Origin of the sequence: Clostridium sartagoforme (assembly GCF_039521405.1) — a bacterium.
Lineage (GTDB): Bacteria > Bacillota > Clostridia > Clostridiales > Clostridiaceae > Clostridium > Clostridium sartagoforme.
Genome location: NZ_BAAACH010000029.1, coordinates 1 through 820, shown reverse-complemented (window position 1 = coordinate 820; position 820 = coordinate 1). Strand labels below are relative to the sequence as shown.

Sequence of the window (820 nt, the reverse complement as noted above, 5' to 3'; positions counted from 1 at the left end):
GCACTGTTGCAAAGTTAGCGATGAGGCAGCCTTTTGTCTTATTCAAAGGCCTTACATTTCAAAAACTCTGCTTACCAGGCGCATTTCGCCCAGGGGATCACCATAATAAAATGCTGAGGCCTGGCCTTTGCGTAGTGCACGCATCACCTCAATACCTTTGATGGTGGCGTAAGCCGTCTTCATGGATTTAAATCCCAGCGTGGCGCCGATTATCCGTTTCAGTTTGCCATGATCGCATTCAATCACGTTGTTCCGGTACTTAATCTGTCGGTGTTCAACGTCAGACGGGCACCGGCCTTCGCGTTTGAGCAGAGCAAGCGCGCGACCATAGGCGGGCGCTTTATCCGTGTTGATGAATCGCGGGATCTGCCACTTCTTCACGTTGTTGAGGATTTTACCCAGAAACCGGTATGCAGCTTTGCTGTTACGACGGGAGGAGAGATAAAAATCGACAGTGCGGCCCCGGCTGTCGACGGCCCGGTACAGATACGCCCAGCGGCCATTGACCTTCACGTAGGTTTCATCCATGTGCCACGGGCAAAGATCGGAAGGGTTACGCCAGTACCAGCGCAGCCGTTTTTCCATTTCAGGCGCATAACGCTGAACCCAGCGGTAAATCGTGGAGTGATCGACATTCACTCCGCGTTCAGCCAGCATCTCCTGCAGCTCACGGTAACTGATGCCGTATTTGCAGTACCAGCGTACGGCCCACAGAATGATGTCACGCTGAAAATGCCGGCCTTTGAATGGGTTCATGTGCAGCTCCATCAGCAAAAGGGGATGATAAGTTTATCACCACCGACTATTTGCAACAGTGCCC

The 820-nt window shown here is 52.4% G+C and carries 1 protein-coding gene; it reads right to left on the bottom strand.

Features of this window, described 5'->3' with window-relative positions; translation table 11 throughout:
* Window positions 1-51 precede the first annotated feature (51 nt).
* The gene (locus ABDZ60_RS11880; RefSeq protein ID WP_001067855.1) at window positions 52-756 is read right to left on the bottom strand and encodes an IS6-like element IS26 family transposase; all 705 of its coding nucleotides are present in this window, start codon (window positions 754-756) and stop codon (window positions 52-54) included.
* Window positions 757-820: the final 64 nt, after the last annotated feature.

Excerpts from the sequence above, each read along its gene's own strand:
- ABDZ60_RS11880 (WP_001067855.1), bottom strand. The coding sequence starts at position 756 with ATGAACCCATTCAAAGGCCGGCATTTTCAGCGTGACATCATTCTGTGG.